Here is a 24,690-nt window from a genome sequence, read left to right as displayed (position 1 = left end):
CTCACCCCACGGAGACCGGGGCCGTCCCCGTGCCCGTGCCCGCTCCCGTGTCCGTGTCCGTGTCCGGGGCGTAGTCGGGGAGTTCGACCTCGCCCGCCTTGGCGGCCTGGGCCTCCATCAGGCGGCGCAGCGGCCAGCGGGTCGTCCAGCGCATGGAGGCGGCGCGCAGGCGGATCATCGCGGCGCTGCGGGGGGCGTACCCGGCCACGCCGCCCGGGGGGAGCCGCTGGGCCTTGGCGGCGTAGGGCCGCATCTGCCGCTGGTGGGCGGCGTAGGCGGTGGTGTGGTCGCCGTCGGCGGCGGCGAGTTCGTGGGCGAGGAGGTAGGCGCCGACCAGGGCGAGGCTGGTGCCGAGGCCGGTGAGGGGGGTGGGGCAGCAGGCGGCGTCGCCGATCAGGACGGTCCGGCCGCGGCTGTGGTCGTCCAGGCGGACCTGCCCCATCGAGTCGAAGTGGAAGTCGTCGGCCTCGGCCATCGCGGCGAGCAGGCGGTCGCTCTCCCAGCCCCGGCCGGCGAAGCGCTCGGTGAGCAGGAGCTGCTGGGCGGCGCGGTCGCGGCGGTCGGGGGCGAGCGGGCCGGCCCGGAAGCCGAAGCCGGCCTTGACCTCGCCGGGGAGGCGGCCCGGGCGGGCGGTGACCACCAGGCCGCCGGGGGCGTTGTACATCAGGAACCAGCCGTCGAGGTCGAGGTCGGTCCGGGCGGTGAACCAGGCGGTGTGGCAGCCGAGCGGGGTGACGAAGTCGCGCTCCGGGCCGAAGGCCAGGCGGCGGGTGGTGGAGTGCAGGCCGTCGGCGCCGACCACCAGGTCGAAGCGGCGGGGCGGGGCGTTCTCGAAGGTGGCGTGGACGCCGTCGGCGTCCTCGTGCAGGGCGGTGAGGGTGTCGTCGAAGCGGTACTCGACCTCGTCGGCGGTGGCCTCGTACAGCAGGTCGGCGAGGTCGCCGCGGAGGATCTCCAGGTCGGAGACGATGCCCTCGCCGCCGAAGAGTTCGGTGGGCAGCCGGGCGGTGTGCCGGCCGTGGCGGTCGACCAGGGCGATGCCGCGCTGGTCGACGGCGCGCTCGCGGGTGCGCTCCAGCAGGCCCATCCGTTCGATGACGGTGCGCCCGGCACCGCGCAGGTCGACGGTCTGGCCGCCGGGTCGCGGCGCGGGGGCGCGTTCCACCACGACGGGGCGGAAGCCCTTCCTGCGTAGCCAGTACGCCAGGGCCGGACCGGCGATTCCGGCACCCGAGACGAGGACGTCGGGGTTGGTCTTCACGTTCTCCATGACACCGAACGTACGCCGTACGCGCCGCACCAGGCAAGCCTGTTCCGAAGGCTTTCCGGATTACTGCACTAGTGCACCAGTACGCCGGCCCGGCCACCGGGAGGTGGTGCCGGGAGCGCTTCGGCAGCTAGGGTGGTCTCCCACTGGTGCACTAGTGCGGAGGTGGGGCGGGTGGACCGCTACGAGCAGATCGTGGCCGAACTGCGGGGACGGATCGAGCGCGGCGAACTGCGCCCCGGCGACCGGGTGCCGTCCACCCGGGAGATCACCCGCCGGTGGAACGTGGCGATGGCGACGGCCACCCGGGCGCTGGCCGAGCTGCGCGGCCGGGGCCTGGTGCGGGCCGTGCCCGGCGTCGGCACGGTGGTGGCCGGGGGCGCCCCGGCGGCGGAGCCGGCACCGCGCGCCGCCGGGCGGCAGGTGCCCCGGCGGCCGGGGCCCGAAGGGGTGCTGACGGCGGAGCGGATCGTCGCGGCGGCGATCGCGGTGGCCGACGGCGAGGGCCTGGAGGCACTGTCGATGCGCCGGGTCGCGGCCGAGCTGGACGCCGCCACCATGTCGCTGTACCGGCACGTCCCGGACAAGGACGGCCTGGTGGAGCTGATGATGGACCGGGTCTTCGCCGACGTGGCGTTCTCCGCCGCCGAGACCGGGCTCGACTGGCGGGCCCGCCTGGAGCTGGCCGCCCGCCGCCTCTGGGCGCTGTTCCGCGCCCACCCCTGGCTGGCGTCCGCGCTGTCGGTGACCCGCCCCCAACCGCTGCCCAACGCGCTGCCGTTCGGCGAGTGGGTGCTCGCCGCGCTGGCCGGCGCCGGCCTCGACCTGCAGGACGTGCTCACCGCGTACCTGACCCTGGTCAACTACGTCCGGGGCACCGCGCTCAACCTGGAGCTGGAGGCCGCCGCGGAGGCCGCCACCGGGCAGGACGCCGAGACCTGGATGGACCGGCACGAACCCCGCTACACCGAACTGGTCGCCGCCCACCCGACCTTCCGGCGGCTGAACCGGGAGGGCTACGACTTCGACCTCGACCAGCTCTTCGAGTTCGGCCTGCAACGCCTGCTGGACGGGCTGGCCGTGCTGGTGGCGGAGGCCGGGAAACCGTAGGGCCGGATGCCGCCGGGTGGCGGGCCGCCGAGGGGTGGTGGCGGGTCGCCGGGGGCGGTGGGCGGTCACGGGGGCGTCCCGGCGGGGAAAAGCCGTGGAGCTCCCGTCCGTGGTGTCCGTAGCATGCGCGGGTCCCGCCGAAGTCCCGCTCCCCGGGAGGGAAACCGCCATGTCTGCCCCGCGCCCCCTGTTGCCGCGTTCCGCGCCGTCCGCCGCCGGGGTGTCGGCCCGGGCGGTCGGGGCGCTGCTGGACCGGCTGGCGGAGCTGCCGGTGGAGTGCCACTCGCTGATGGTGGTGCGGCGCGGGCAGGTCGTCGCGGAGGGGTGGTGGGCGCCGTACTCGGCGCACCGGCCGCATCTGCTCTACTCGTTGACGAAGTCGGTGACCGTGCTCGCGGTGGGTCTCGCGGTCGCCGACGGGCTGCTGGCCACGGACGACCGGGTGGTCGACCTGCTGCCCGGGCGCGTCCCGGCGGACGCCCCGGCGCAGGCCCACCGGATCACCGTCCACCACCTGCTGACGATGACCGCCGGGCACGCCGGGGACAGCCTGGACGAGGCCTGGCGGCGGGAGCCCGACGACCTGGTGCGGGGTTTCCTGGGGTTGCCGTTCGACGCGCCGGAGGGGACCCGGCACGTCTACGACAACTCGACCACCTTCCTGCTGGCCCGGATCGTCGAGCGGGTCACCGGCCGGGAGCTGGCGGAGTTCCTCGACGAGCGCCTGTTCGGGCCGATGGGCGTCGAGCCCGCCGAGTGGGACCGGGTGCGCGGCGGCGCGGTGTTCGGCTTCCACGGCCTGCACCTGACCACCGAGGCGGTGGCGGCCCTCGGCGAGCTGCTGCTGCGCGGCGGCGGGTGGGGCGGGCGGCAGCTCGTCCCGCGCGAGTGGGTCGAGCTGGCGACGCGCCGGCACGTGGACTCCGAGCCGTTCGTCGAGGGTGCGGACGATCCCGACTTCTCGTGCGGCTACGGCTACCAGTTCTGGCGGTCCCGGCACGGCTTCCACGCCAACGGCGCCTACGGGCAGCAGTGCGTGGTGGTCCCCGAGCACGAGCTGGTGGTCGCGGTGACCGCGCAGGGCAGGTCACAGACCGTGTTCGACGCCCTGTGGGAGTGCCTGCTGCCGGGTCTCGACCCGGCGGACGGGCCCGACGGTCCGGAGCAGGACGCGCTGCTCGCCGAGCGGCTGCGGCGGCTGTCGCTGCCACCGGTGCCGGGCGCCGCCGGGCCGGGGCGGACGGTCCGCGCGAGGCTGGACGCCGGCGCCGAGGGGTCGGCGCTGCCGGACGGCACGGAGGTCGCCGTCGAACCGGTCGACGGCGGTTGGCGGGTCGGCCTCGGGCCGCTGCCCGGCACCGGGACGGTCCTCGACGTCGAGGTGGGCCACGGCGACTGGCGGGAGGGCGCCCCGCTCGGCCGTCCCGTGGTCGCCACCGGCGGCTGGCAGGACGACGGCCGGTTCCACGCCGACCTGTACGTGATCACCACCCCGCACCGGGTCCGGCTGACCGTCGACCCGGCGGCCGGGACGGCGACGGCGCTCTGGAGCACCCCGCCGCTGACCGGCCCCCGGCTGGAACTGCACCTGCGCGCACCGCTGGTGACTCGCCCGGACGTCCGCTGACCCGACGGCGCACCGCGCCTCCTACCCGTCGTGGGCGAGCAGCAGGGCGGCCCAGCGGTCCGGCACCCGCAGCAGCGCGCCCCGGCCGGGGTCGGCCGCGGCGTGGCAGCGGACCAGCTCGGCGGCCCGGGTGAAGGAGACGTAGGCGGGGAAGCCCGCGAAGGCGTGCACCAGCAGTCCGGCCGCGCGCAGCGGCGCGCCGAAGGCGGTGAGGCCGTCGGGCACGGTGACGCCGCTGACCAGGAGCGGGGTGGTGTCGGCGCGCAGCACGGCCCCGTGCAGCCGGGCGCCGAGCCCCGGGGCGGACCGGTCGGCCAGCAGGGCGCGCAGCGCGTCGCGCCGCCGGGCGGTCCGGGTGGTGGCGGTGCGCCGGGTGACCTCGGCGAGGGCCGCGTCCAGGGTGTCGGCGCGGTGCGGGAGGCGCAGGCGGTGGACGCCGAGCCGGTTGCCGGGCAGGTGCCGTTCGGCGGGGGTGCGGGTCGACACCAGGAGGCCCGCGACCGCGGGGCGCCGGGCGCCGGCGGGGTCGTGTTCGCGGCGCAGGTCGGCGAGGACGGTGGCGAGGGCGGCGAGGGCGACCTGGTGGACGTCGGCGCCGTGGGCGTCGGCGATCCGGCGCAGCACGGGCAGCGGGACGTCGCGGCCGGCGGTTTCGCGGACGCGGTCGGGGCCGGGTGCGGGCGGGGGCGTCCAGGCGCGCGGGCCGGCCAGGGTGCGGACGAGTCCGTACAGGGCGCGGGCGGCGGCCGGGAGGGTCGGCGGGGCGGACGGGTGCAGGGGGGCGCCCTCGGCGGGCGTGTCGGCGAGCAGGGCGGCGGCGGCGTGGGTGGCGCCGACGCCGTCGAGGAGGCCGTGGTGGGTGCGCAGGCAGATCCGGAACCCGTCGGGGCCGGTGATCAGGTGCAGGTCCCAGGGCGGTGGTTCGGTGGCGAGGTCGAACGGCAGGCGGGAGATCCGGTCGGTCTCGGCGTCGAGCGCGGCGCCGTCGGGGGCGTGGGCGGGCCGCAGCCGCGCGCCGGGGTCGGGCGTGGGGCGGAAGGCGGGCAGGGCGGGCACGCGCTCGGCGAGGCGCTGCCGCAGCGCGGACGGCTCGGGGGCGGGGCCGGGGAAGTCCAGCGTGAGGGTGACCACGGGCTGCCGCGGGCCGTCGAGGGCGAGCAGCGCCCGGTCGAGCGGGTTGGGGCCGGGGATCCGGCCGGCGAGGACGGCTCCGGACACGGCTCCGGACGCGGGTGCGGGCGCGGTCACCGCGAAACCTCCGGACGGGCGGGGCCGGAGAGCGGCGGGCGCGACGGGCGCGACGGCGGCGCTGTCGGCGGCGGACAGGACGGCGGCGGACAGGACGGCGGCGGACAGGACGGCGACAACGGCACCCGGACGTCTCCTCGATGACCTCGACGGGCGCCCCTCCGCGCCCGTACCCGGCACCGAGAACCGCCCGGGCCGCCGCCGGGGCACGGCCGGGGCTCCCGGGTCACCCGATCGCCGGGTGCGGCTGCTCCGTCCGGGTCGCCGGCCCGGCCGTGCGGGCCCCGCCGCGCGGCCCGGTCAGGCGGACTGCGGGATCCGCGCGGTGAGGTCGGCCAAGGCGTCGCGGGCGGTGGCGAGTTCGTCGATCCGGGCGTTCAGGTCGGCGAGTCGGGCGTCCAGCCGGCCGCGGACGCAGGGCTGGAGTTCGCCCTCCTCGTAGCAGGGCATCAGTTCGCGGATGGTGCGGCTGGTGAGTCCGGCGGCGAGCAGCGCGCGGATCCGGCCGACCTGGACGGGCGCGTCGGGGGCGTACTCGCGGTGGCCGCCGGGGGTGCGGTGCGCGGTGAGCAGCTCCTGCTGCTCGTAGTAGCGCAGCAGCCGGACCGGGACGCCGGTGGCCCTGGACAGCTCGCCGATCCGCATCATGTAACCCACCCCACACCGCCGCGACTTGAAGCTCACACCGGTGTCACATCCTACGGTTTCCGGCATGACGACGAACCAGCAGGACACGGACGGTACGGGCCCCGACGAGCCGGTGGCGCTCTACGGCTTCCTCACCCCGAAGGAGGGTCACCGCGCGCGGCTCCGGGAGTTGCTGGCCTCGCTGGTGGAGCCCTCGCGCTCGCACCGGGGCAGTCTGGTGTACCGGGTGCAGGAGCAGGAGGACGGCCGCTTCTTCCTGTACGAGCTGTGGGCGAGCCGGGCGGACCTGGCGCTGCACCACGGGACGGCGGTGCTGAAGGACGTGCTGGCGCGGCTTCCGGAGCACCTGGCGGGTGCTCCGGAGGCCTACGAGGGGCGCCTGGTCGGCGAGTGACGGCGGGCCGGGCGGGCGGGGGGCCGGGCGGGGCCGCGGGGCGGCCCCGGTCAGCTCCGCAGGAACTCGCGGTTGAGCCGGGCGATGCCGGTCAGCGGGATGCCCTTGGGGCAGGCGGTGGCGCACTCGCCGGTGTTGGTGCAGCCGCCGAAGCCCTCCTCGTCCATCGTGCCGACCATGTTCCGCACCCGGGTGGCGCGTTCCGGCGCGCCCTGCGGGAGGACGTTGAGGTGGACGACCTTGGCGGCGGTGAACAGCATCGCGGAGCCGTTGGGGCAGGCGGCGACGCAGGCTCCGCAGCCGATGCACTCGGCGTGCTCGAAGGCCAGGTCGGCGGCCTCCTTGGGGACGGGGGTGGCGTGCGCCTCGGGGGCGGAGCCGGTGGGGGCGGTGACGTAGCCGCCGGAGCCGATGATCCGGTCGAGGGCGGAGCGGTCGACCACCAGGTCGCGGACGACGGGGAAGGCGCCGGCCCGCCAGGGTTCGACGTCGATGGTGTCGCCGTCGGCGAAGTGCCGCATGTGCAGCTGGCAGGTGGTGGTGCGTTCGGGGCCGTGGGCCTGGCCGTTGATGACCATGCCGCAGGCGCCGCAGATGCCCTCGCGGCAGTCGTGGTCGAAGGCGACCGGGCGTTCGCCGCGCAGGATCAGTTCCTCGTTGAGGGTGTCGAGCATCTCCAGGAAGGACATGTCGGCGCTGATGCCGGAGACCCGGTACTCGGTCATCTCGCCCGGGGTGTCCGGGCCTTGCTGGCGCCAGATGCGCAGGGTGAGGTTCACGCGTAGCTCCGCTGGGTGGGGTGGACGTGCTCGAAGACGAGCTCTTCCTTGTGCAGGACGGGGGCGGTGCCGGTGCCGGTGAACTCCCAGGCGGCGGCGTAGCCGAACTCCTCGTCGCGGCGGGCGGCTTCGCCCTCGGGGGTGGCGGACTCGGTGCGGAAGTGGCCGCCGCAGGACTCGGCGCGGTGCAGCGCGTCCAGGCACATCAGTTCGGCGAGTTCGAAGTAGTCGACCAGCCGGTTGGCCTTCTCCAGCGCCTGGTTGAGCTCCTCTCCGGTGCCGGGCACCTTGATCCGCCGCCAGAACTCGTCCCGGATCTGCGGGATCCGGGCCAGCGCGCGGCGCAGTCCGGCCTCGTCGCGGGCCATTCCGCACTCCTCCCAGAGGAGTTCGCCGAGTTCGCGGTGGAAGGAGTCGGGGGTGCGGTCGCCGTCGACGGCCAGGATCAGGTTCAGCCGGTCGGCGGACTCGGCTTCCACGGCGGCGAGTTCGGGGTGGTCGGCGGGGACGGCGGGGAGCCTGGTGCGGCCCAGGTAGTCGTTCAGGGTGGGCGGCAGCACGAAGTAGCCGTCGGCCAGGCCCTGCATCAGGGCGCTGGCGCCGAGCCGGTTGGCGCCGTGGTCGGAGAAGTTGGCCTCGCCGATCGCGAACAGTCCGGGGATGGTGGTCTGCAGGTCGTAGTCGACCCACAGGCCGCCCATCGTGTAGTGGATCGCCGGGTAGATCCGCATCGGGACGGTGTACGGGTCCTCGGCGGTGATCCGCTCGTACATCTCGAACAGGTTGCCGTACTTGGCCTCGACGGCGTCCCGGCCGAGCCGGGCGATCGCGTCGGCGAAGTCCAGGTAGACGCCCTGCCCGCCGGGGCCGACGCCGCGGCCCTCGTCGCAGACCACCTTGGCGGCCCGGGAGGCGATGTCGCGGGGCACCAGGTTGCCGAACGCCGGGTAGATCCGCTCCAGGTAGTAGTCGCGCTCGTCCTCGGGGATCAGCGCGGCGGGGCGGGTGTCGCCCTTGGCCCTGGGGACCCAGATCCGGCCGTCGTTGCGCAGCGACTCGCTCATCAGGGTCAGCTTGGACTGGTGGTCGCCGGAGCGCGGGATGCAGGTCGGGTGGATCTGGGTGAAGCACGGGTTGGCGAACAGGGCGCCGCGCCGGTGGGCCCGCCAGATCGCCGTCGCGTTGGAGTTCTTGGCGTTGGTGGAGAGGTAGAAGACGTTGCCGTAGCCGCCGGTGGCGAGCACCACGGCGTCCGCGGTGTACGAGCGGATCTCGCCGGTGACCAGGTCGCGGGCGACGATGCCGCGGGCCCGGCCGTCGACCACCAGCAGGTCGAGCATCTCGGTGCGCGGGTGCATCTCGACGTTCCCGGCGGCGATCTGCCGCGACAGCGCCTGGTAGGCGCCGAGCAGCAGTTGCTGGCCGGTCTGGCCGCGGGCGTAGAAGGTGCGGGAGACCTGGACGCCGCCGAACGAACGGGTGTCGAGCAGCCCGCCGTACTCGCGGGCGAACGGGACGCCCTGCGCCACGCACTGGTCGATGATCTCCACCGAGACCTCGGCCAGGCGGTGCACGTTGGACTCGCGGGCCCGGAAGTCGCCGCCCTTGACGGTGTCGTAGAACAGCCGGCGCACCGAGTCGCCGTCGTTGCGGTAGTTCTTGGCCGCGTTGATGCCGCCCTGCGCGGCGATCGAGTGGGCCCGCCGCGGGGAGTCCTGGAAGCAGAACTGGACGACGTGGTAGCCCTGTTCGGCCAGCGTCGCGCCGGCCGCGCCGCCGGCCAGGCCGGTGCCGACCACGATCACGGTGTGCTTGCGGCGGTTGGCCGGGTTGACCAGCTTCGCCTCGAACCGCCGCCGCTCCCAGCGCTGTTCGATCGGCCCGGCGGGGGCGGCGGTGTCGCCGACCGGGTCGCCGACGGTGTAGTCCGGGTAGCTGCTCATCGGGTCTCCCGCGTCCTTCGCGTTCTGGGTGGTCATCGGGCGCTCACCGGACCAGTCCGGTCATCACGGCGACCGGCACCGACAGGAACCCGGCGGTCAGCAGCAGCGCCAGCGCGTTCGCGCCGAGCTTCAACGCCCGGTCGCGGCGCGGGTTGTTGACGCCCAGGGTCTGCGCGGCGCTCCAGAAGCCGTGCCGCACGTGCAGGCCGAGCGCCAGCATCGCCAGGCAGTAGACCGCGCCCGAGTACCAGGTCGAGAACGAGGCCACGACGTTCTGGTAGGGGTGCCCCTCCTCGGCGGCCGGGTTCACCGTCAGGGTGGTCAGGTCGAGGATGTGCCAGACCACGAACAGCCCGAGGATCACCCCGCCCCAGCGCATCGTCCGGGTCGCGTACGTCGCCTGCCGCCGCCGGTGCGCGTACTTCACCGGCCGGGCCCGCAGGTCGCGCCGGGAGAGCTGGTACGCGGCGGTGCCGTGGGCGACCACGGCCGCCAGCAGGACGAGGCGGGCCAGCCAGAGGAACCAGCCGTGGTGCAGCAGCGGCTCGCCGACGGTGCGCAGCCAGTGCGCGTAGCCGTTGAGGTCGTCCGGGCCGAAGAACACCTTGAGGTTGCCCAGCATGTGGGCGACCAGGTACGCCAGCATGACCAGCCCGCTGACCGCCATCACGGCCTTCTTGCCGACGGAGCTGCGCCACAGCGCGGCGAGGGAGGACGGTTGCCGGCCCGGGGCGGGGGTCCGGTTCGTCCGGGTAGCAGAAGCCATGACCATGACCGTAAGCCGGGCCTGTCGCGGGTGTCCAAGACATGGAAGTGCCGCCCGCGATAGGCACTGCCTATGCTGGCTGGTGTGCAGTTGCAACAGCTCGCCTACTTCGTCGCGGTCGCCGACGCCCGGCACTTCACCCGGGCCGCCGAGCTCAGCCACGTCTCGCAGCCCTCGCTCTCCCAGCAGGTCCGCGCCCTGGAACGGGAGCTGGGCGCCGAGCTGTTCCACCGCGCCCGCTCCGGGACGACCCTGACCGACGCCGGGGAGGCGCTGCTGCCGCTGGCCCGGCGCATCCTCGCCGACGCGGACAGCGCCCGGCGGGCCGTCGCCGAGACGGTGCGGCTGCGCCGCGGCCGGGTGCGCTTCGGCGCGCCGCCTTCGCTCTGCGCCAGCCTGGTCCCGCAGGTGCTGCGCGCGTACCGGGCCCGGTACCCCGGCGTCGACCTGCGGCTCACCGAGGGCGGCTCCGGCGACCTGGTCCGCGACCTGGAGGCCGGCCAGCTGGACCTCGCCCTGGTCATCACCCCCGCCACCGCGCCGCCAGCCCCGCTCGACGTCACCCCGCTGCTGCACGAGGACCTGGTCCTGGTCTCGGCCGACCCGCTCCCCCGCCGCCGCGCCCGGATCACCGACCTGCGCGGCCGGGACCTGGTGATGTTCCGCGAGGGCTACGACGTCCGCGAGAGCACCCTCGCGGCCTGCCGGGCGGCCGGCTTCACGCCCTCCTACGCGGTCGAGGGCGGCGAGATGGACGCCGTCCTCGCCGCCGTCCGGGCCGGCCTGGGCCCCGCCGTCGTCCCCGGCATGGTCGCCGCCAGCTCCGGCCTCCCCGCCACCCCCTTCGCCCCGCCCGGCCTCGGCCGCATCATCGCCCTCGCCCACGGCCGCGACCTGCCGCTCACCCACGCGGCGGCCGCGTTCCGCGAGACGCTGCTCGCCTACCTGGCGGAGGCCGACCGCACCGACACCCTGCCGCCGGGGACGCGCCTGCTGCGGTAGCCGTCGGTACCATGGGCCAACGGTGCGCCGCAGGGGGGAAGTTGACCGAGAACCGGTTCTCCGGTGGGCAGGCCCGGGACGTCATCCAGGCCGGTTCCATCGAACGGATCGACATGTCCGCCGCCACCGCCCCGGCCGTCGACCCCGACGCCCGCCGCCTGGCCGACACCGTCGGCCGGCAGTGGCGCACCGAGGCGGCCGCCCGGGGCCTGTTCGACCCGCTCCCGCTGCCGGTGCCCTGGCGCGCCGAACACCGGCTGGCCGACCACGCGGAACTCACCGGCGCCCCGCCCGAGTGGGCCGCCCCCCGCACCCGCCCCGCCGAGATCGCCGACCTCTTCCTCCGGCTGCCGGAACGCCGCCTGGTGATCCTCGGCAGCGCCGGCTCGGGCAAGACCTCGCTGGCCGTCCTGCTGCTGATCCGGCTGATCGACCGGCTCGGCCCCGAGGACCCCGTGCCCGTCCTCGTCCCGCTCGCCTCCTGGCAGCCCGGCAGACAGCCCTTGCGGGAGTGGCTCGCCGAACGGCTGTCCGCGGACTACCCGGCCCTGCCGGTCGCGCGACTGCTCGGCGAACGCCGCCTGCTCCCCGTCCTCGACGGCTTCGACGAACTGCCCCCCGAACTCCAGGCCGACGCGCTCCGGGCCCTCAACCGCAGCCTGACCCCGGGCGACCCGCTGATCCTCACCAGCCGCGCCGAGGCCTACCGCCGCGCGGCGGAGGGCGCCCGCGTCCTGCACGCGTCGGCGGCCGTCCGCAGCCGCCCGATCCCCGCCGCCGGCGTCGCCGAGGCCCTCCGCCACCACGCCGGCCCGCAGCACCTGGCCCGCTGGCAGCCGGTCCTCGACGAGATCGCCGCCCACCCCGCCGGCCCGGTCGCCCGCACCCTCGCCAGCCCGCTCCTGCTCGGCCTGGCCCGCGAGATCCACGGCCGGGCCGGCGCCGACCCGGCCGACCTGCTCCGCTTCCCCGACCGGCAGGCACTCACCGACCACCTGCTCGACCGCTTCGTCCCCACCGTCGCCCCCGGCGCCGCCCGGTACCTCGGCGGCATCGCCGCGCACGACGAGCCCGACATCGCCTGGTGGCGGCTGCACCGACGGCTGACCGGCCCGCTCCGGGCCCACCGGTGGGCCCGGGTGGCCGTCCCCGTCGTCCTGCTGTCCGCGGCCACCCTGACGGCCCGGCCCGACCCGCTCGTGGACCCCGTCCTCTCCGTGCCGGCGACGGTGGCGGCCGGCGCCCTGTTCGGGCTGAGCATCGGCGGGTACGAGAGCCACATGAGAGCGGGGAGGCCGTCCGGGCCCCCGGCCCGCTCCCCCGCCGGGCGGGTGGCGCGCCTCGCGGCCCTGCTGCTGGCCGTTCCCGCGCTGTACGCCGCCGAGGCGCTCGCCGACCGCTGGGCGCCGGAGCTCTCGCCGGCGGTCCTCGTCGTGAACACCGTCCTCGCCCTGTCCTCGGTCGTCGTCATGATCCTGTTCATCGCCGGCAGTTGGGTGCGGCGGACCGCCCGGTCCGTGACGAACGAGCGGCGGAGCAGCCCCGCCGCGGCGCTGCGCGGCGCGCGCAGACGGGCGGTCAGTTCGGGCGCGTACCTGGGAACCCTGTCGTGCGTGTTCATGACCATCGGCCGGCACGGGCCCGAGCTGGGGGAGGCCGTCCGCTCCGGCCTCTCCCAGGCCGCCCTCGTCGTCCTCTGCAGCCAGTGGGGCGCCTACACCACCGCCCGCCTGGCCCTCGCCGCCGCCGGCCGACTGCCGCTGCGCTACGCGGCGTTCCTGGCCGGGGCGCACCGCCGGGGCATCCTGCGCCAGGCCGGTTCGGTCCACCAGTTCCGGCACCGGTCGCTGCGCGAGCGGCTGGCCCTCGCCGCCGACCGGGGCCCTGCTTCCGGATAGGCATAGGGTGGGCGTACGAACGTCGGTACGAGGGACGCGGGGAACGCGAGGAGAGGTGGGCCGGGTGGCCGGGAGCGTGGTGGCGGTCAGCAGCAGCGAGGGGCACTCGTTCACGAAGCCGAACCGGGACGGGATACGGCTGGTGGCGGGGATCGGGGTCGAGGGCGACGCGCACGCCGGGGTGACGGTGCGGCACCGCTCCCGGGTCGCGCAGGACCCGTCGCAGCCGAACCTGCGGCAGGTGCACCTGATGCACCAGGAGCTGTTCGACGAGCTGGCCGGCGCCGGATTCGCGGTGGCGCCCGGGGAGTTGGGCGAGAACGTGACCACCCGGGGCGTCGACCTGCTGGGGCTGCCGGTGGGGACGCTGCTGCGGCTGGGCGCGGAGGCCGTGGTCGAGGTGACCGGGCTGCGCAACCCGTGCGCGCAGATCGACGACTTCCAGCGGGGCCTGCTCAAGCAGGTGGTGCGGCGGGACGAGGACGGGTCGCTGGTCCGGAGGGCGGGGATCATGGGCGTGGTCCGCTCCGGCGGCGAGGTCCGCCCCGGCGACGGCGTCACCGTCACGCTGCCGCCCGCACCGCACCGCCCGCTCGACCGGGTCTGACCACTCGACCGGGTCTGAGCGCCACCGGGCGCCGCCCCGCGGGCCCGGAGCGGCGGGCCCGCGCCCCTGAGGACTCCCCGAACCCCGACGCCAGGGCCCGACCGACCGGGCCGACCGACCCGACGGAGCGGACACCGACCATGGACCTTCCCCGCATCTTCACCATCCGCGAGAGCGGCCACCGCATCCACAACCCGCTGACCGCGGCCAAGCTCGCCGCGCTGGGCGAAGCGCTCCGCCTCGCCCCCGGCACCCGGGTGCTCGACCTGGCCAGCGGCTCGGGCGAGATGCTCTGCACCTGGGCGCGGGACCTGGGCTTCACCGGCACCGGCGTCGACATCAGCACGCTCTTCACCGAACAGGCCCGGGCCCGCGCGGTTGAACTCGGCGTCGCCAACCGGGTCCGCTTCGTCCACGGCGACGCCGCCGGGCACGTCGCGGACGAACCCGTCGACCTGGCCTGCTGCGTCGGCGCGACCTGGATCGGCGACGGCGTCGCCGGAACCACCGCCCTGCTCGACCGCAGCCTCCGCCCCGGCGGCACGATGCTGATCGGCGAACCGTACTGGCGGCAGACCCCGCCGGACGAGGAGACCGCGCGGGCCTGCCACGCCGCCTCCGCCGCCGACTTCCTGCTCCTGCCGGACCTGCTCGGACACTTCCGCGAACTCGGCTACGACGTCGTGGAGATGGTGCTGGCCGACCAGGACAGCTGGGACCGCTACGCCGCCGCCCAGTGGCTGAGCATGCGCCGCTGGCTCGACCTGAACCCGGACGACGAACTCGCCGCCCGGGTCCGGGAGGAGCTCGACACCGAACCCGCCCGCTACGCGGGCTCCACGCGCGAGTACCTGGGTTGGGGAGCTTTCGCCCTCATGAAGCGCTGACCTCCCGCCCCGGACGGGGCCTCGGTGCCGACCGGGACGGGCGCGTCCGCCGCCCCTGCCGCCTCCGTGGACGACCGGAGGGCGGCCAGCGGCCGCATCCTCGTCCCGGCTCCCCGATCACCGGGTCTCGGTCCCGTCAGCCGCCGGCCGTCGCCGGACTACCGCCCCCCGGTCACGCGCCGGGGCGGGACCAGCCGCGGGCCTCGCCCTCGTCGATGAGGCGGCGGGCGGCCTGCCAGAGGGGGGTGGAGGCGTCGCCGATGACGGACTTGCGGGCGCGGATGTCGTCGGCGGTCACGCCGGGGGTGTGCCAGGTGCCGCCGCGGGCGAGCCAGTTGAGCAGCAGCGGCTGGAGGCGGTCCATGGCCTTGGCGAAGCGGGCTTCCGGGGTCCGGCGGGCCTCGAACTCGTCCCAGTGGGCGCGCAGTTCGCGGGTCTGGTCGGCGGGCAGCAGGCCGAAGAGGCGGTCCGCGGCGGCGGCTTCGCGTTCGGCCTGGTCGAGGGCGCCGGCGGTGTCGTAGAGGGGGGTGTCGCCGGCGTGGATCTCGACCAGGTCGTGCAGCAGGACGAGTCGGACGGTGTGGCCGACGTCGATGGGTTCGTCCGCGTACTCGGCGAGGACGGTGACCATCATGGCGAGGTGCCAGGAGTGTTCGGCGTCGTTCTCGCGGCGGTCGGCGGCGGCCAGCGGGGACTGGCGCAGGACGGTCTTGAGGCGGTCCACCTCGACCAGGAAGGTGAGTTGGGCGCGCAGCCGCTCCTCCAGGCCGTCGGGGAAGGGGGTGCGGTCGACGAGCAGCGGGCCGGTTTCATCGCTCATGGGGTCCATCGTGCCAGGCGGCCGGGGCGGCGGCCCCACCGCGGGTCCACCCCACCCCCGGTGTGGTGCGCCTGCGGAGCTTCACTATGCTCCGGGCTCCACTCTTCCGATCTTCACCAGAGGAACCCCCATGGATCGACGCGGCCTGCTCAAGGCGACCGGTACCGCTCTCGGCGTGTTCGGCGGCGCCCAACTGGTCGGGGCCCAGTCCGCGCAGGCGGTGACGGGCGGCGGGCCGGTGGTGAACGTGCTGGACTACAAGCCGGCCGGCACCGACGACACCACCGCGTTCCACGCCGCGTTCGACGGCAACCCGGGCGCCACCGTGCTGATCCCGCCGGGCACGTACACCCTGACCATGGGGGTGCGGCTGACCGCGGGCACCACGGTGGTCGCGTACGGGGCGCGGATCGTCCGCGGCTCCGACGCCTGTTCGGCGCTGCTGCACAACGTCGACTCGGCCGTCGAGGTGCCGGGGTACAGCGGGCCGGGCCGGATCAGCGTCCTGGGCGGGACGTGGGACATGGCGGGGGCGACGCTGACCCGGCAGACCGACGCGTTCGCCTTCGCGCACGCCGCCGACCTGCTGTTCCGGGACTGCGTGATCGTGAACGTGCCCTCGGCGCACGCGATCGAGCTGAACGCGGTGCGCGGCGTGCGGGTGCTGGACTGCGTCTTCGAGGGCCAGAGCACGGCCTTCGGCAAGGACAAGGAGGCGGTGCAGATCACCGGCGCGACCTCGTCCGCGAACCTGCCCGCGCCGCCGTACGACCTGACCCCGTGCGTGGACGTGCTGGTCTCCGGCTGCACGATGCGGCCCCCGACGGCGGAGGGCTACACCAACTTCGGCGCGCTGTGCGGCGACCACGGCGGCGCGGCGGGCATGCTGCACAGCAACATCCGGGTGGTCGGCAACCGGATCGAGGGCGCGACCGCGGAGGCCGTCCGGGTGGTGGACTGGCAGCGTTCGGTGGTCAGCGGGAACACCATCGAGTCGGCGTTCAACACGGGGGTCGACGTCCGCTCGTTGGCGTCGAACCCGATGGCGGGCCTGCTGGTGCAGGGCAACACCATCACCGGCACCGGCAACGGGGCCTGCCTCAGCGGCGCCGTCACCGTCTCCGGCAAGGCGGCCGCGCCGATCACCGGCCTGGTGGTCAGCGGCAACGCGATCGCGAACACCCAGGGCGAGCACGGCGTGTACGTCGGCTACGCGCCGCAGGCCGTGGTGACCGGCAACACGATCACCCGCACCGTCCGCAACGACAAGGCCAGCAACTGCCAGGCCGTCCAGCTGGACTACTCGCCGGGCAGCGTGCTGTCCGGCAACACCGCCACCGACATCGCCGGCGACGGCCTGTACGTGAACGCCAGTACCGGCAGCCTGGTCAGCGGCAACCGGGTCACCGCCTGCGCGACGCACGGGCTGGCCGCCGGCTCGGACGACCTGGCCGTCCGGGACAACCTGTTCTCCGGGCTGAACACGGACGGCGCGGCGGACAAGTACGGCATCCGGATCGGCGCCAACGCCAAGAACGCCTCGGTGCAGGGCAACGTGGTGCGCCGGAGCGGCGCCGCCCAGGACGCGGCCGCGGCCGTCGCGGTGATGGCGGGCAGCAACGGCACCTGGGTGACCGGCAACGACCTGCGCGGCTGGGGCGCGGCGGCGCTGCTGGACCAGGGCACCGGCACCCTGACGTCCGGCGGCGGCAACCTGTCGTAGCCCGCCGGTCAGTCCCGGTGGCGGGCCAGTTCGGCCCGCCCCCGGACGCCGTACTGGCGGTAGAGGCGGGTCAGGTTGGCCTCGACGGCCTTGACCGAGAGGTGCAGGCGGGCGGCGATCTCCCGGTTGGTGGCGCCGGCCCGGATCAGCGCGAGGATCTGCTGCTGCATGGGGGTGGGGTCGGCCTCCAGCGCGTCGAGGGCGGCGAGGGCCGCGGCGGCGTGCTGCTGCCAGGGCAGGCAGCCGGCCGCGGCGTAGCGGGTGTGGGCCTCCTGGAGGGCGGTGCGGGCGGCGGCGCGGCGGCGGGCGCGGCGCTCCAGGGTGCCGAGGGCGAGGTGGGCGCGGGCGAGTTCGAGCGGGTAGGGGTGGGTGTCGGGGAGCCGTTCGCGCAGCGTGTCGGCGGCCCGGCGGGGGTCGGTGGCGGCGGTGAGGTGGGCTTCGGCGCGGTGCAGGCCGAGGGTGAGGACGTCGCGGCCGAGGCCGGCGGCGCGCTCGCGGGCGTCGGCGAGGGTGGCGGCGGCCTCTTCGGGGCGGCCGGAGAGCGCGAGCGACTCGGCGAGGTCGGCGTCGACCAGGAAGAACGCGGGGTCGGTGAACTCCATCCGGCGCAGCAGGTGCAGGCAGCGGCCGAGGTGTTCGGCGGCGGCCTGGTGGTTGCCGCGGAGGAGTTCGACCCGGCCGCGCAGGCCGTGCGCGTAGGAGAGCCACTCGCGGTCGTGGTCGTCCTCGGCGGCGCGGATCGCGGAGTCGAGGAGCTGGGCGGCGCGGTCGGCGGTGCCGCCGTTGAGTTCGGCGGCGCCGCCCAGGACGCGGGCCGGGCCGGGGCTGGGTTCGATGCGTTCGCGCAGGTCGTGGGCGGCGCGGCCGGCGGCGTAGGCCTCGGTGCAGCGGCCGGCCCGTTCGTAGACGGAGGCGGCGATGTAGAGGACGTTGGCGAGGTCCTCGGTGCGGCCGGCGGCTTCGACCTCGGCGCGCAGGGCCTCGACCTCGGTGACGGCGCGGGGCAGGTCGCCGCTGCGCAGGGCGGCGACGGCGAGGCCTTCGCGGCAGAGCACGGCGGCGGCGGTGGCGGGCCGTCCGGCGGCGAGGCGGCAGCCGCGTTCGAGTTGGGCGAGGCCGAGGGCGGGGTCGGTGAGCAGGGTGAGCGGGGCGCGCTGGGCGAGGAGTTCGACGAGCAGGTCGGGGTCGTCGGCGTGGTCGGCGTGCTTCTCGGCGGTGGCGAGTTCGGCGAGTCCTTCGGCGCGGTCGCCCCGGTGCAGGGCGCGGACGGCGCGTTCCTGGTGGACGGCGGCGGTGAGCGCGGGGTGGCCGCCGGTGTCCTCGGCGGCGGCGGCGAGCAGGGGATCGGCGCCGGGGTGGTCGGGACCGAGCAGGCGGGCGAGCAGCAGGCGGGCGTGCACCCGGACGTCGGCGGCGGGGGCGGCGGCCAGGCGTTCGCCGCAGGCGCGGGCGAGGTCGGGCAGGCCGGCGGCGGCGGCGTTGCGGGCGGCGGCGAGCAGGCGGCGGCCGGCGGTGTCGGGGTCGGGGGTGTGGTCGGCGGCGAGGCGGAGCAGTTCGGCGGCGGTGCCGGGGGCGCCTCGGGTGAGGGCGGTGTCGGCGGCGGCGGCGAGCCGGTCGGCGAGGTCGGGGTCGGGGGCGTCGGCGGCGAGGGCCTGGTGGTGGACCCGTTCGACGGGGTCGGTGGTGAGGTCGGCGAGCAGCCGGTGGGCGGCGCGCAGGTCGGCGGGGTCGGCGGCGGCGAGGACGACTTCGGCGACCAGGGGGTGGCTGAACTGGGGGTGGTCGGGCCGGGGGGTGCCGGTGGGGGCGGGGCGGACGATGCCGTGCCGGCGGGCGGCGGCGAGCGGTTCGGTGACGGTGTCGGGCAGGGCGGTGCCGGGCCGGGCGGCGGCCAGGACGGTCAGCGACTGCCGTGCGGCGTCCGGGAGTTCGCCGAGCCGGGCGGCGACCAGGGCGCGCAGCCGGTGCGGGACGTCGAGCGGGCGGGCGGGGTCGGCGGCGAGCGCGCTCTCGCTGCCGTCGGCGGCCAGCGAGCGGCCCAGTTCCAGGGCGTAGTAGGGGTTGCCGCCGCTGACGGCGTGCACCCGGGTGAGGGTGAGGCCGCTGAGGCGCAGGTCGAGGCGTTCGCGCAGCAGGGCGCCGGTGCCGCGTTCGCCGAGCGGGCCGACGGGTATCTCGCGGGCGGCGGGCGGGCAGAGCGGGCCCATCCCGGGGGCGGCGTCGGCGTGTCCGGTGCCTCCGGTGCCTCCGGTGCCGTCGGTGCGTTCGGTGACGGCGAAGCGGACCTGCCGGTCGGTGAGCCGGCGGGCGGCGAAGGCGATGACCTGCCGGCTGGCCTCGTCGAGCCACTGGGTGTCGTCGAGCAGGACGAGGACGGGGCCGCGCTGGGCGAGTCGGCGCAGCGCTTCGAGGACGGCGACCCGGACGGCGAGCGGGTCGGTGGCTGTGCCGGGTGCGGGGGCGCGGTGCAGCAGGGCGCGTTCGAGGGCCTGGCGCAGGTGGTCGGGCAGGTCCTCGGCGAGGCCGGGGAGGGCTTCGCCGAGCAGGTCGATCAGCGCGAGGTGCGGCAGGTCGGCCTCGGCGGCGGTGGGGCTGCTGCGCAGGACGGTCTCACCCGCCCGTTCGGCGTCCCGGGCGAGGGTGTCGAGCAGCGCGGTCTTGCCGATGCCGGCCGGTCCGTGCAGCAGGACGCCGCCGGTGGCGGCGAGCGCGGCGCGGATCTCGGCGAGCAGGTGGGCGCGGTCGACGAGTGGGGGCTCGGTCGGCTCCGCCGGGATGGTGGCGGGGCCGGCTCCGCCGGGGAGGATGCCGGTCATGGCGGTCAGTGTGCCGCCTCCGAACCGGCTGCGCGAGGGTGTCGCATGAACACGACACCCTCACGACCCGCTGTTAAGTCCCTTTTAAGGCTTGATCATTGGGGACTCCGCCGGGAGCCGCCTGAGTCCCCGACTCCGCTGGTCAGCCGACGCTGACGTCGTCGACCAGGAAGGTGGTCGACAGGTAGGCGTCCTCCTGGCCGGCCAGGGAGATGCTGACGTTCTGGCCGCGGAAGGCGCTCAGGTCGACGCTCTTCTGCACGTACCCGGCGGAGGCGTTGGCGTTCGAGTACGTCGCCAGGGTCTGGCCGTTGACGTTCACCTTCAGGGTGTCGTAGGCGGTGGAGCCGGACTCCTGGGTGGTGACCTTCAGCCAGAGGGTGAGCTTCGGGCTGCCGCTGGACGGCACCGCGACGTTGGACTGCGACAGGGTCTCGGTCGCGGCCGAGCCGTAGCCCATCATCCACGCGTACCAGGTGCCGCCGTGGGCGGACTGCTGGGTCGAGTTGGTGATGTCGTTGGCGCTCTGGGTCCAGCCGGCGGCGCCCTGCTCGAAGTCGCCGTTGGTCAGCGCGTTGCCCGGGTTCGGGTTGCCGGTCGGGGTGGAGGTCGGCGAGGAGGACGGCGACGGGGTCGGCGTGCCGTTGCCCGGGTCGGGCAGCGCGGTGCCGAGCGAGACGGCGGCCCACGCCTTGGAGACGATGTACCGCTCCTGCGAGCCGCTGCCGTACAGGTCGGCGGCGGCCTGCAGGGTGGCGGTGCGCGCCGCGCTGTAGTTGCTGGTGGAGGTCAGGTAGGTCGACAGCGCGCGGTACCAGATCGCCGCGGCCTTGTCCTTGCCGATGCCCGCGAAGCTGTCGCCGTTGCACGGGGTGCCGTTGTGCGACAGCCCGCCGATGGTCTTGGCGCCGGTGCCCTCGGCGGTCAGGTAGAAGAAGTGGTTGGCGATGCCGGAAGAGTAGTGCACGTCCACCGAGCCGGCCCGGCTGCTGTAGCAGGACAGCGAGTTGCCGTCGGCGGCCGGGTTGTCCATCCGGCGCAGGTAGCCGTTGCCCATCCGGAGCTTCTCGCCGATGTAGTAGTCACCGGGGTCGGTGCTGTTGCCGGCGGAGAACTCGACCATGGTGCCGAAGATGTCGGAGGTGGCCTCGTTCAGGCCGCCGGACTCGCCCGAGTAGTTGAGGTTGGCGGTGGCGGCGGTGACGCCGTGGCTCATCTCGTGGCCGGCCACGTCGAGCGCGGTCAGCGGCGTGTTGCCGTTCTGCGAGGAGCCGTCGCCGAACGACATGCAGAAGCACGAGTCGTCGTAGAAGGCGTTCAGCAGCTGGTTGTCGACGTGCACGTACGCGGGGGCGCCGCGGCCGTCGTTGCGGATGCCGCTGCGGTTGAAGGTGTTCTTGTAGTAGTCCCAGGTCTTCGCCAGGCCGTAGGAGGCGTCCACGGCGGCGCTCTCCCGACTGGAGGTCGAGCCGTTGCCCCAGGTGTTGGTCGACTTGGAGAACGCCCGGGCGTTCTGCGCCGGGTTCGACTGCGGGCTGTTGTACGAGTCGTAGACGATCGTGCCGCCGTGCAGCGCGTCGGTCAGCGTGTAGCCGCTGCCGCCCTGGCTGGTCTCGATGGTGACCTGGCCGACGTTGACGCCGTTGCCGCTGCCGGAGACCGTCGGGTTGACCTCGTACTGGTCCAGCACCGCGCCGGTGCCCGCGTCCAGCAGGACGGCCTCGCGGGAGTTGGCGCCGGCCTCGCCCGCGCCGGTGACGGTGTTGCGGTAGGCCAGCACCGGGACCTTGCCGACCGCCCAGACCAGCAGCTGGCTGGTGTCCAGGTTGGTGGTGCGGGCCTGCTTGACGTGCTTGGCGCTGCGGGCGGCGGTGGACGCGGCGTCCTTGTCGGACAGCATCGGGGTGACGCCGTTCAGCTTGATCGCGCCCTGGTGCGCCCAGTCGGTCGAGGTGATCCTGCCGTTCTTGGCCCGGTGCACGACCAGGTCGCCGCCGACCACCGGCAGGCCGCGGTAGGTGCGGTCGTAGCGCACGTGCCGGGAGCCGTCGTTGTCGACCTGCACGTCCTTCGGCAGCAGGCGCTCGTCCGGGCCGAGGCCCAGCGCCTTCGCCACCGCGCCGGTCTCCTTCTCCGCCTGCTCCATCAGCGCGATCCGGCCGACCGTGGTCATCGCCTGCGGTGCGGCGCCGTTCGCGGTGGTACCGCTGGCCAGTGCGGGCGACTGGGAACTCGCGACCATCACGGTGCCCATGGTGAGGGCGGCCGCAACAGCTGCCGCCATGGCGGTCTTGCGGTTCATCGGGTTTCCTCCCACCGAGCCGGGGTTGATGGGGGACGGCCGTGACACCGATGGGGTGTGGCGCCACGGCCGGTTTCAGCTCGGCGGCAGGACGCTAGGACCGCGGACCGCCCCCGCGACATGCCCTCGGCGACTTGGCAAGGGCCGGTCAAGGGTGGTTCCTCCCCTTCCCCGGGGTCCCCTGCCGCCCCCTCTGTCACGACCGGTCTCCGGTCCCGGCCGGTCTCCGGTCCCGGCCCGGTGCCGCCGCAGCCTCAGCGGGCCACCCGGAAGCCGATGTTGCCGCTGGAGCTGTCGGGGGTGTTGGCGGAGCGGGCGGCCAGCCGGTAGCGGTTGCAGTAGGAGGCGTGGCACATGTGGGAGCCGCCGCGCATGACCCGGGCGGTGCCGGTGGGCGGGCCGAGCGGGTCGCGGCGGGTGGCGGGGGTGTCGGGGCGGTGGTGGTCGGGGCTGAAGTGGTCGGCGCACCACTCCCAGACGTTGCCGAGCACGTTGTAGAGGCCGTGGCCGTTGGGGCGGTAGGAGCGGACGGGGGCGGTGGAGCGGTGCCGGCCGGTGTTCCGGGTCGGGAACTCGCCCTGCCAGATGTTGAGCAGCTCCCGTCCGCCCGGGGCGAGTTCGTCGCCCCACGGGTAGCGGGTGCCCTCGCTGCCGCCGCGGGCGGCGTACTCCCACTGCGCCTCGGTGGGCAGCCGGGTCCCGGACCAGGCGCAGTACGCCTGCGCGTCGTTCCAGGAGACGTGCACCACCGGGTGCTGCTGCCTGGCGGCGAAGTCGCTGCCGGGGCCCTCGGGGGTGCGCCAGGCGGCGCCCTCGACGGCCCGCCACCACGGGGTCGCGGCGACCCGCGGGGAGCGGGCCCGCAGCCGGTCGGGCAGGAAGCCCTCGAAGACGAAGCTGGACCCGAAGCGCTCGGCGTCGGTGACGTACCCGGTCTCCCGGACGAAGGACGCGAACTCGGCGTTGCTGACGGTGGTCGCGGCGATCGCGAACGGCCCGAGCACCACCTCGCGGACCGGTCCCTCGCCGTCCCCCGGGATCCCGTCCGGGTCCTCTCCGCCCATCCGGAACGCTCCGCCGGGCAGCTCCAGCAGCCCGCGCCCGGCCCGCGCCGCGGCGGGCGAGAGCACCGGCGCGGGGGCGGGGGCGGGGGCGGGGTCAAGGGTCAGCAGGGGCAGGGACGGCGGGGTCGGCAGGCCGAGGTCGGCGGGCTCGTGCCCGGGGGCGCAGCAGGAGAGCATGGCTGCCTCTTCCTTCAGGGGGCGGTGCGGGGCGGTGCGGGTCCGGCCGGCCGCCGGGGAGACGACCGGCCGGGGTTCGGGGCCCGTACGGGCGGGCCGTAGGGGCGGGCCGTACGGGCGGGCCGTGCGGTCAGGCCGTGCGGTCGGCGGCCAGCGCGGCCGCGAGGGCCGGGATGCCGAGCGCCTGCTCCTGCGCCGGGGTGGCCTGGTACAGCTTGTTGACCAGCTGGTACGGGTCGGCCTCCAGGTCGTAGTACTCGCGGAAGGCGAGCGCCCCGGTGCCGACGGGCCGGCCGTCCGCGTCGGTGTGCAGCTTGTAGTACTCGGTGTACTGCTCGGTCTTCGACAGGTACGAGGCCCAGGTGTGCGGCCGCCCGGCCTGGTGGGCGCCCTGCTCCCAGAACTCGACCAGCAGGTGGTCGCGGCTGTACGGGCCGAGCAGCGAGTGCCCGTCGAGCGCCCAGTCCGGGGTGATCCCGGCGGCCTCCAGGATGGTCGGGGCGAGGTCGATGTTGGCCACGATCCGGTGGTCGGCGGGGCTGCCCGCGCCGAGGCCGCCGGCCGGCCAGGAGACGTAGAACGGCACCTCGACGGACGGCAGGTAGGGCACCGACTTCTTCGACCAGCCGTGGTCGGCCCAGGTGTAGCCGTTGTCGCCGAGGTAGATCACCAGGGTGTTGTCCAGCTGCCCGAGCGCGGCCAGTTTGTCGTGCAGCGCCTGCACGGCGTCGTCCACCGAGAGCAGGGTGCGCAGCTGGCGGGCCCGCAGCTGCCGGCCGGTGGCCAGCGTCCCGGTGGAGTCCTGGATCCACTGGGGCTTGTCGCTGCGGTCGGCCTCGTCGACGGACGGGCGGCCGTTCCAGACCGGGACGGCCGTGTCGGCGTACTTCGGCTCGGGCGTGTTGGGTTCGTGCGAGGCCTTCGGCGCGACGAACGCGAACCACGGGCGCGGGTCGGTGGCGGCCTTGTCGAGGAAGGCCAGCGCGCGGTCGCGGATCACCGAGGTCGAGTAGCCGGGGATGGTGTGGACGGTGCCGTTGTCGTTGTACTGCCCGTCGGCGTAGACCACCGGCGCGGCCAGCAGCCACTCGTCGAAGTGCGGCGGGTTGTCGGCCGGCTGCCAGGCGTTCAGGTACTTGCCGAACAGTCCGGTGCGGTAGCCGGCCTGGTGCAGCGCCCGCTGGACGGTGTCGTGCTGGTCGAGGTTGTACGGGTGGCCGTTGTCGCGGACGCCGTGGTGGTGCGCGTACCGGCCGCTGAAGATCGACGAGCGGGACGGCGCGCACAGCGGCGTGGTGACGTGCCCGGAGGTGAACCGGACGCCGTGGCCGACCAGCCAGTCCACCGTCTTCGGGGTGGCCCACTCGGTCTGTTTGGGCTGGTCGTCGGTGAGGATCACCAGGACGTTCGGCCGGGCCCCCGCCGCGGCGGCGTCGGCGGCTCCCAGGGTCAGCGGCAGCGCGGTCGCGGCGGCCACCGCGGCGGCCCCGGCCAGGAATTCGCGGCGGCCGAGCTTGAGGTGGTCGCGCGGCGGTTCGGTGTTCCGACTCATGGCGTGCGTACCCTTTCGACGGCGGGCGGGAGGGGTGGCGGGCGGAGCGAGTCGGCGGGC

At 75.2% G+C, this 24,690-nt stretch carries 19 protein-coding genes; 8 read left to right on the top strand and 11 right to left on the bottom strand.

Annotation, left to right across the window (positions count from 1 at the left end):
* Position 1: 1 nt before the first annotated feature.
* Complete coding sequence (locus tag ACZ3J7_RS11125; protein WP_465619145.1) at positions 2-1,270, bottom strand: FAD-dependent monooxygenase; 1,269 nt, start codon at positions 1,268-1,270, stop codon at positions 2-4.
* Between the two features lie 171 nt (positions 1,271-1,441).
* On the opposite strand from ACZ3J7_RS11125, the gene ACZ3J7_RS11120 reads away from it, so the two are divergent.
* Together ACZ3J7_RS11120 and ACZ3J7_RS11115 are read left to right on the top strand one after the other, a co-directional pair.
* The gene (locus ACZ3J7_RS11120; RefSeq protein ID WP_465619143.1) at positions 1,442-2,377 is read left to right on the top strand and encodes a TetR/AcrR family transcriptional regulator C-terminal domain-containing protein; all 936 of its coding nucleotides are present in this window, start codon (positions 1,442-1,444) and stop codon (positions 2,375-2,377) included.
* Between the two features lie 169 nt (positions 2,378-2,546).
* Complete coding sequence (locus tag ACZ3J7_RS11115) at positions 2,547-4,004, top strand: serine hydrolase domain-containing protein (RefSeq protein WP_465619141.1); 1,458 nt, start codon at positions 2,547-2,549, stop codon at positions 4,002-4,004.
* Between the two features lie 21 nt (positions 4,005-4,025).
* Here ACZ3J7_RS11115 and ACZ3J7_RS11110 read toward each other — a convergent pair whose 3' ends face one another.
* Together ACZ3J7_RS11110 and ACZ3J7_RS11105 are read right to left on the bottom strand one after the other, a co-directional pair.
* On the bottom strand, positions 4,026-5,222 hold the full coding sequence (locus ACZ3J7_RS11110) for a wax ester/triacylglycerol synthase domain-containing protein (protein WP_465619139.1): 1,197 nt from the start codon (positions 5,220-5,222) through the stop codon (positions 4,026-4,028).
* 330 nt (positions 5,223-5,552) lie between these two features.
* The gene (locus tag ACZ3J7_RS11105; protein ID WP_465619137.1) at positions 5,553-5,900 is read right to left on the bottom strand and encodes a MerR family transcriptional regulator; all 348 of its coding nucleotides are present in this window, start codon (positions 5,898-5,900) and stop codon (positions 5,553-5,555) included.
* A 64-nt stretch (positions 5,901-5,964) separates the two neighbouring features.
* On the opposite strand from ACZ3J7_RS11105, the gene ACZ3J7_RS11100 reads away from it, so the two are divergent.
* Complete coding sequence (locus tag ACZ3J7_RS11100) at positions 5,965-6,294, top strand: putative quinol monooxygenase (protein WP_465619135.1); 330 nt, start codon at positions 5,965-5,967, stop codon at positions 6,292-6,294.
* 50 nt (positions 6,295-6,344) lie between these two features.
* On the opposite strand, the gene ACZ3J7_RS11095 is transcribed toward ACZ3J7_RS11100, so the two are convergent.
* The 3 genes from ACZ3J7_RS11095 to ACZ3J7_RS11085 are packed head-to-tail and all read right to left on the bottom strand — an operon-like array spanning position 6,345 to position 9,782.
* A complete protein-coding gene (locus ACZ3J7_RS11095; RefSeq protein WP_465619134.1) occupies positions 6,345-7,073 on the bottom strand; it encodes a succinate dehydrogenase/fumarate reductase iron-sulfur subunit in 729 nt (242 codons plus the stop codon).
* Positions 7,070-9,016, bottom strand: a complete 1,947-nt coding sequence (locus ACZ3J7_RS11090; RefSeq protein ID WP_465619380.1) for a fumarate reductase/succinate dehydrogenase flavoprotein subunit — start codon at positions 9,014-9,016, stop codon at positions 7,070-7,072. Before ACZ3J7_RS11090 ends, ACZ3J7_RS11095 begins: the two co-directional genes overlap by 4 nt.
* Positions 9,017-9,059: 43 nt before the next feature.
* A complete protein-coding gene (locus ACZ3J7_RS11085; protein ID WP_465619132.1) occupies positions 9,060-9,782 on the bottom strand; it encodes a succinate dehydrogenase cytochrome b subunit in 723 nt (240 codons plus the stop codon).
* An 84-nt stretch (positions 9,783-9,866) separates the two neighbouring features.
* Between ACZ3J7_RS11085 and ACZ3J7_RS11080 the strand changes: the two genes are divergently transcribed.
* The 4 genes from ACZ3J7_RS11080 to ACZ3J7_RS11065 all read left to right on the top strand — a co-directional run bounded on the left by ACZ3J7_RS11080 (position 9,867) and on the right by ACZ3J7_RS11065 (position 14,176).
* The gene (locus ACZ3J7_RS11080; RefSeq protein WP_465619130.1) at positions 9,867-10,784 is read left to right on the top strand and encodes a LysR family transcriptional regulator; all 918 of its coding nucleotides are present in this window, start codon (positions 9,867-9,869) and stop codon (positions 10,782-10,784) included.
* Between the two features lie 41 nt (positions 10,785-10,825).
* A complete protein-coding gene (locus tag ACZ3J7_RS11075) occupies positions 10,826-12,682 on the top strand; it encodes an NACHT domain-containing protein (RefSeq protein WP_465619128.1) in 1,857 nt (618 codons plus the stop codon).
* Between the two features lie 64 nt (positions 12,683-12,746).
* A complete protein-coding gene (locus ACZ3J7_RS11070; RefSeq protein ID WP_465619127.1) occupies positions 12,747-13,289 on the top strand; it encodes an MOSC domain-containing protein in 543 nt (180 codons plus the stop codon).
* Positions 13,290-13,429: 140 nt separating this feature from the next.
* Complete coding sequence (locus ACZ3J7_RS11065) at positions 13,430-14,176, top strand: SAM-dependent methyltransferase (RefSeq protein ID WP_465619125.1); 747 nt, start codon at positions 13,430-13,432, stop codon at positions 14,174-14,176.
* Positions 14,177-14,348: 172 nt separating this feature from the next.
* Here the strand turns inward: ACZ3J7_RS11065 and ACZ3J7_RS11060 are convergent, their stop codons facing one another.
* Complete coding sequence (locus ACZ3J7_RS11060; protein ID WP_465619123.1) at positions 14,349-14,996, bottom strand: HD domain-containing protein; 648 nt, start codon at positions 14,994-14,996, stop codon at positions 14,349-14,351.
* Between the two features lie 130 nt (positions 14,997-15,126).
* Between ACZ3J7_RS11060 and ACZ3J7_RS11055 the strand changes: the two genes are divergently transcribed.
* A complete protein-coding gene (locus tag ACZ3J7_RS11055; RefSeq protein ID WP_465619121.1) occupies positions 15,127-16,719 on the top strand; it encodes a right-handed parallel beta-helix repeat-containing protein in 1,593 nt (530 codons plus the stop codon).
* 8 nt (positions 16,720-16,727) lie between these two features.
* Here ACZ3J7_RS11055 and ACZ3J7_RS11050 read toward each other — a convergent pair whose 3' ends face one another.
* The 4 genes from ACZ3J7_RS11050 to ACZ3J7_RS11035 form a co-directional block, all read right to left on the bottom strand.
* On the bottom strand, positions 16,728-19,535 hold the full coding sequence (locus tag ACZ3J7_RS11050; protein WP_465619119.1) for a helix-turn-helix transcriptional regulator: 2,808 nt from the start codon (positions 19,533-19,535) through the stop codon (positions 16,728-16,730).
* A gap of 142 nt (positions 19,536-19,677) precedes the next feature.
* Entirely contained in the window at positions 19,678-21,837 is a 2,160-nt protein-coding gene (locus ACZ3J7_RS11045) for a M4 family metallopeptidase (protein ID WP_465619117.1), read from the bottom strand.
* A gap of 254 nt (positions 21,838-22,091) precedes the next feature.
* Positions 22,092-23,078, bottom strand: a complete 987-nt coding sequence (locus ACZ3J7_RS11040) for a formylglycine-generating enzyme family protein (protein WP_465619115.1) — start codon at positions 23,076-23,078, stop codon at positions 22,092-22,094.
* A 130-nt stretch (positions 23,079-23,208) separates the two neighbouring features.
* Positions 23,209-24,630, bottom strand: a complete 1,422-nt coding sequence (locus ACZ3J7_RS11035; protein WP_465619113.1) for a sulfatase family protein — start codon at positions 24,628-24,630, stop codon at positions 23,209-23,211.
* Positions 24,631-24,690 lie beyond the last annotated feature (60 nt).

This window comes from Kitasatospora sp. NPDC015121 (genome assembly GCF_055562955.1).
Note: the sequence above shows the minus strand (reverse complement) of the source record. Positions and strands in the feature narration are given on the sequence as shown.